Here is a 6,238-nt window from a genome sequence, read left to right as displayed (position 1 = left end):
TTTGACAAAAAAAGAAAGCCCTTATAGGCTTTCTGTCACTTTTTCCTCGTTTCAACTGTCAAACTCCCGTGTTGTCAGACGAGCTGACCGATCCTCCTTTAAATCATTCTGTTCATTTTCCTGTTCTCTTTTATTATACACAAAATAAGCTGTCTTTTTAATGAATCTTCATTCGTTTCTGTTATACTCTTAAAAAGGATATGTTAAACTATACATGATAAGATTCTATCCGTAAAAAAGAGGAGGAGTTCCTTTGTTTCCTAGCAAAAAATATAAAATGAAAAGTGTGTCATCTACAGAATGGACGGTGCTTGGCATTTCCGTCGTTTTATCCTTTGTCCTTGGGCTATTCACTTTCTCATTTTACAGTAAGAAAAAAACAAAAAGTGCAGATACTATTTTAAAATCTGTCAAGAAAGAATTTCTCAAAGAAGGACCGATTGATGGTTCGTGGATTGAGCTGACAAAAGTCCCATGGAAGAAGTTTGCTTATGAGACCGATGTCTATTATGGCGGTATTTCCAGATATGAAGAAAATAAACTGGTTCAGTATGAGTTCATTGTCAATGCTTATACTGGTAGCATGATTGACATTTATCGTGTATAAGACCATTGTCTAACCCTCACCTCGTGAGGGTTTTTCTATTTAAGAAAAGCCTGCATCCAGTTCAGGATGCAGGCTAGGTATTAAAAAGTGAGTACAGCTTTACAGATTCGATTTCCTTTTTTAGAAAACTTCTCTTCGAATTCAGTCATAACATTTTCCTGATCCGTTTGATGAAGATCCAGATAGACTTCTTTTAATAACGTACCGAATTGAGAAAAGCTGACTAGAGAATACTCAAATAAACCTTGATTATCTGTTTTGAAATGCAATTCTCCTTCAGGTTTTAAGATGGCTTTGTATATAGTTAAGAAGTCTTTATACGTTAAACGTCTTTTCTCATGTCTATTCTTCGGCCAAGGATCCGAGAAGGTCAGATAGATGCGATCAACTTCACCATCTTCAAAATAATCTCTTAGTTCATTAGCATTAGCTTGAAGCAACTGTAAATTAGGTAATTTTTCTTCAATCTGTTTTTCTAATGCGGTCACGATGACACTTGTTTGCAATTCGATTCCAATAAAATTAATGTTTGGATAGCGCTTAGCCATCTCAATAATAAAGCGGCCTTTGCCACATCCTATTTCAATATGAATAGGGTTATTTTCATTAAACCGGCTGAGCCAGTTGCCTTTTATCGTTTTTTCTTGAGTGACCACATAGTGGGGGTACTCTTGTATTTTCTCTTTTGCATAAGGTTTATGTCTTAATCTCACCTGATGCCCTCCTCCATAAAAAAGGAACAGATTGGTCATCTGTCCCTACTCATTCATAAATGGTTAATAAGTCATTCAATTTAATTAAATTTTTATTTAAATGTCTTTCATTTTTCTTTATAAAATCTGTCTTGATATCTTGTAAAACATTCAGAATGCTATACCAATAAAGCGACTCTTTAGATTCACTCACATAATCAAACTGACTTAGCCATTCTTCCCATTCTTCAAAAGGTATATAGCGTTCTAACAATTGACTAATATCATACAACGGATCAGCTAATAAAGAAGAATCCCAGTCAACTAATAATAAGTCCTCTTCACTTGAAAGCAATAAATTTTTATGGGATATATCTCCGTGACACACAACTTTTTCACTTAAATCAATATCTTCCGGTATATTATTCTTTAAAAATTGAATAGCCTGTTCAATTACTGGGAGACGACTTAATTCAGAATCTAAACCTACGACACATTCTCGGTAAAAATCGATAGGAGAGCACACTTTTCCTCCTAATCGATGCAACATGCGTTTTAGACTTTTAGACAAATGAACTTTTTGGACAATTTGAGTAACGTCAGATGAATTCATCTCTTTTTTGTACAAGGTTCTGCCATTACACCACTCTTGAGCAGCAAGGACATCTCCGTTACCAATTCTCTTAGTCCAAACTAATTTAGGTGAGATACCTTCTAAGGATAATGCAGCTAGAAAAGGAGAAGAGTTTCTTTTTAAAAATAATCTCTCTTCGTCTTTAGTGCCCATATATGCTTGACCTGTATCTCCACCAATAGGATGTAATTGCCACCCCGTTTCTCTCTCTAACTCCATACGTACTCAATCCTTTTTATTTTCTTCAGTCATGAAATAAACAGACACTGATGTATCTTCTATTTTAGGAAGAATTCGTGAACTCGTCAAGCGCATGCATGTTCTTTTTCATTTAATGTCTTTATTTATAAGAACCCCTCACTATAAAAGGGGTCCACATTGTTTCTCTATTTCCTTTTCATAGGCTCTCTGCAGCCTTCTTACAATCGAATCATCTGTCACACTATACGTCCAATTGTCCACTTGATTAACTGGCATGATTTCTAATGTGGTACTGGTACAGAACACTTCGTCTGCTTCTTTTAGGTCATCTAGTGTAAACGACTCTTCAGACATCGGAATACCTAAGGCATGTGCACATCTTTTTAATACGAGCTTAGTTATACCAGGAAGAATGAAGTGACTATCAGGATGAGTATAAATCACTCCGTCCTTCACTATCCCTACATTAGAAGAGGATCCCTCGGTAATGATACCCTCGCGATGTAAGATAGCTTCTTCCGCCCCTTTTTTATGCGCTTCATGTTTAAGCATAATATTACCTAGAAGAGAAATCATTTTTATATCACATCTTAACCATCGGATATCTTCTTCTATAGACGTTTTTATTCCATTGGTTAATTTCTCTGTGTTCCGAATAATTTCATTTGCTTTGCCTGTTAATGAGGGCAATACAGCTACATCTGGATAGGTATGATTACGGGGAGAAGATATGCCACGTGTAATCTGTAAATATAAATCTCCCGTAGAAATATTTGATTCTTTTAAAAGCTGATTAGCTAAGGTTTTTATTTCCTCTTTAGAATAAGGAATAGTCAATTCAATCTTATTGGCACTTGAATATAAGCGATTGATATGTTCATCTAAACAAAAATAAATGTGATTATAGGCACGAATAACCTCATAAACGCCGTCACCAAATTGATAGCCTCTATCTTCAGGGTTAATAACAACTTCTTCATGATCAACAATTTTGTTATTCCATATCACTTTCATCTTCAGTCCCCCTAGTTTAAACACTGGATAGGCGTTTAGGCGAGTAGACATAGACAAAGCCAGCTACAAACAGTGCATTGGCCACTAAAGTCATGAGTACAGATTCCCATTCGCCATTAAATGATACAATTGCAAAAAGTACAGCCACTATACTCAATAAATAAAGTAATAGTTTTTGAATAGCTTTTATTTTATCAGTATCTGACCCGGGATACAATTTAAAAGTGATCGATTGTTGAATAATTTGCTTGAGAGGAAGTAATTGAAAGCCAATTAAGTATAAAAATAGGACACTCATCAGTATATTGATGAGGACACTGTCTGTAAAGTAAATAAACAGTCCTGCTATGATTGCTAAACGGAGATACAATCCGCTAAAAGCAGTATTGCGGACAAAGACTCGAGCCAAGTAAAAAGTATAAGGCGTGTCATCTGCTTTAAGAGACTTAATGAACCAATCTAATACTTTAAAACGTCTGACTTTATTACTTTGGTAAGGTGTTTCTACAAATAAATTAATGAGTCTATAGATTCCTTGGACTCTTTTCTTTTCAGACTGGATGAGATTCTCCCAATTCCATCCTGTTCTTTGTTCTTTATAAAAGATCCCCCATATATAACTAATGAGCGTAATGACTGAGAAAACAAGACCCAAAAGCATGGAGTAAAATAGTGAAACAGAGAGACCGAGTACTGATGACAAAGCAACAGTCAAACTCAAGTAGCGCTGCCTTTTATCTGAATATTCTTTAAAATAGTTGTAATTCAAAAGCAAATAGGTTGATTTCCATACAATCAATGTTCCAATCCAATAGACATTTAATAAGGTGTTCCACTCGTTTGTTGCAGCTAAAAGTGGGATAGACATGAACCCAATTATACTTATCATGATTGAAAAGAATAGCAAAGAATGTCTCAGATGAGCAAACATCACACGGTTTAGCTCTTCTTCTTTAGGCAATAGAAACAACGTATCGGCTGGTTCTATCAATGTTCTTATCCTTCCTAAAGGCAATATTCCTACAATCAATAGGAGTAAGACTACACGTGGCAGAACAGCTCCTGAAGACACTGTTTCAATATATTCTGAATACGTAAATCCTAAAGCGCCAACTAATAACAAAAGGGCTAAGACAAAGTGGTCGTTTAAAATGTATTTTAAAAACTTCGATAATCTCTTGTAGTAAATACTTTTTCTTTTTTGAAACAAATGAGTTATATTCATTGCATAAACCCTTCTTTATCGGCTAATGTGGCATACATCTCATCTAATGTGGCATTTGGCATGTTAAATTGTTGATGCAATTCATTTAGCGTCCCTTGTGCGTATATCTTTCCTTCATCAATGATAAGAAATCGGTCACAAATACGCTCTGCGTTAGCTAAGACGTGTGTGGACATTAAAATAGACGCGCCATTATTCTTTTTTTCTTCTATTAGTTGAATCAAGTCTCTAATAGCTAATGGATCCAAGCCTACGAAAGGCTCATCAATAATATATAAAGAGGGTTCTGTAATAAAAGCACACAAAATCATAACCTTTTGCTTCATTCCTTTTGAAAAGTCGCTCGGAAACCAATCCAGACGATCGGTTAAACGAAAAAGTTGCAATAAGAGTTCAGCTCTTTTAAAAGCCTCATCCTTTTTGATATCGTAAGCTAAAGCTGTGATTTCTATGTGCTCTCTTAAAGTCAATTCTTCATACAACAACGGTGTTTCGGGGATAAACCCTATTTTTTTTCGGTATGTATCTGGGGCTTCATCTACTGTTTGACCATCTAAACGAATATCCCCTTCAAAAGGTTTTAATAGCCCCATCACATGTTTAATAGTTGTACTTTTACCTGCGCCATTTAAACCAATTAAACCGACCAATTCTCCATCTTCTATCTCAAAACTGATATTCTTTAAAACGGGTATACGACTGTACCCTCCTGTTAACTCTTTAACTGATAAGCTCATTCCATTTGTCCTTCCTTTGACTGATAGCTTTATTTTACCATAACTTTAATTTGCAAAAAGATGAATTAAGCTTTCTTTTATTATTTATTTGTTTTCTGTGATAAACTGTACATATAAACTGTTCATGAAAGAGGGATTATATGAGTGAGTGTATTTTTTGTAAAATTATTAATGGGGATATCCCTTCAAGAAAGGTCTACGAAGACGATGATGTGCTAGCTTTTCTAGATATTTCTCAAGTTACCAAAGGACATACTCTGGTTATCGCAAAAGAACATGTTAGAAACCTATTAGAATTTACGGATGATCAAGCATCTGTCCTCTTTTCTCGTATTCCGGCCATTGCACGTGCTGTTAAGAATGCACATCCTGACTGTGGAGGATTAAACATGCTGATGAATAGTGAGGAAATTGCTTCTCAAAGTGTCTTTCATGCCCATGTTCATTTGCTTCCAAGGTATTCAAAAGTTTCTGACGGCTTTGGATTAAAGTGGATCGAGCAATCTGACGCCTATTCAGATGAAGAGTTAGATGAAGTACAAGCAGCTATTAAACACGCATTGAAAAATGAATAAGGAGGGCAACACTATGAAACATTTCTTACTAGGCAGTTTATCTGGACTGGTGGTCGGTGGAATATACGGACTGGTTAAAACACCGCGTTCAGGTAAAGAAAATCAAGATTATCTTAAAGACTATATAGACGAAACGAATCGCCATGTTCAAGATGTAACGGATAAAGTGAATGATTTGAAGCATTCAATCAGCACTTTAACCAATGAAGCAAAATTTGTTCAGAATGAATTTATGACGGACATACAATCCACAGTTTCAGAGTTCCAATATGAAGCTGAACCCAGAATGAGACGTATTCAAAACAAGACAGAGAAAATTCAAGCCGAAGTTGAAAAAACTGCGGATACTCTTTCTCAATCATCTCATTAATTTTCTAAAGGTAGAAACACTTATGCTCAAGGGCCAAGCCCCTTTCAAATCTTACATTATTCCTGTTTTTAATCAGGGAATCATAATAAAAAGTCCTTCTCAAATTGAGAGGGTGCTGAAAAAGAAACCCTTTTTAAGGGCTATAAATGGGTAAAATAAATAATCAGTGATTATCTGGTAAAT

8 protein-coding genes are annotated in these 6,238 nt (G+C 35.3%); 3 read left to right on the top strand and 5 right to left on the bottom strand.

Going from position 1 to position 6,238, the window contains the following annotated elements; all coding sequences use genetic code 11:
• Positions 1–277 precede the first annotated feature (277 nt).
• Complete coding sequence (locus ABDZ53_RS11725) at positions 278–607, top strand: hypothetical protein (RefSeq protein ID WP_425541714.1); 330 nt, start codon at positions 278–280, stop codon at positions 605–607.
• Positions 608–687: 80 nt separating this feature from the next.
• Here the strand turns inward: ABDZ53_RS11725 and trmB are convergent, their stop codons facing one another.
• The 5 genes from trmB to ABDZ53_RS11700 form a co-directional block, all read right to left on the bottom strand.
• Entirely contained in the window at positions 688–1,320 is a 633-nt protein-coding gene (trmB, locus tag ABDZ53_RS11720; protein ID WP_343756741.1) for a tRNA (guanosine(46)-N7)-methyltransferase TrmB, read from the bottom strand.
• Between the two features lie 49 nt (positions 1,321–1,369).
• Positions 1,370–2,152, bottom strand: a complete 783-nt coding sequence (locus tag ABDZ53_RS11715) for a phosphotransferase family protein (protein ID WP_343756739.1) — start codon at positions 2,150–2,152, stop codon at positions 1,370–1,372.
• A gap of 141 nt (positions 2,153–2,293) precedes the next feature.
• Positions 2,294–3,148, bottom strand: a complete 855-nt coding sequence (dat, locus tag ABDZ53_RS11710; RefSeq protein WP_343756737.1) for a D-amino-acid transaminase — start codon at positions 3,146–3,148, stop codon at positions 2,294–2,296.
• A 16-nt stretch (positions 3,149–3,164) separates the two neighbouring features.
• Positions 3,165–4,373, bottom strand: a complete 1,209-nt coding sequence (locus tag ABDZ53_RS11705) for an ABC transporter permease (protein WP_343756735.1) — start codon at positions 4,371–4,373, stop codon at positions 3,165–3,167.
• Complete coding sequence (locus ABDZ53_RS11700) at positions 4,370–5,110, bottom strand: ABC transporter ATP-binding protein (RefSeq protein ID WP_343756733.1); 741 nt, start codon at positions 5,108–5,110, stop codon at positions 4,370–4,372. The genes ABDZ53_RS11705 and ABDZ53_RS11700 overlap by 4 nt, the downstream gene beginning before the upstream one ends.
• A 140-nt stretch (positions 5,111–5,250) precedes the next feature.
• On the opposite strand from ABDZ53_RS11700, the gene ABDZ53_RS11695 reads away from it, so the two are divergent.
• Together ABDZ53_RS11695 and ABDZ53_RS11690 are read left to right on the top strand one after the other, a co-directional pair.
• Complete coding sequence (locus tag ABDZ53_RS11695) at positions 5,251–5,685, top strand: HIT family protein (RefSeq protein WP_343756731.1); 435 nt, start codon at positions 5,251–5,253, stop codon at positions 5,683–5,685.
• 13 nt (positions 5,686–5,698) lie between these two features.
• The gene (locus ABDZ53_RS11690) at positions 5,699–6,055 is read left to right on the top strand and encodes a YtxH domain-containing protein (RefSeq protein ID WP_343756729.1); all 357 of its coding nucleotides are present in this window, start codon (positions 5,699–5,701) and stop codon (positions 6,053–6,055) included.
• Positions 6,056–6,238: the final 183 nt, after the last annotated feature.

The sequence above is a fragment of the Alkalibacterium iburiense genome (assembly GCF_039521845.1).
Classification (GTDB): Bacteria; Bacillota; Bacilli; order Lactobacillales; family Carnobacteriaceae_A; genus Alkalibacterium; species Alkalibacterium iburiense.
The sequence above is the reverse complement of the archived record's forward strand: the minus strand, read 5'-3'. Positions and strand labels throughout refer to the sequence as shown.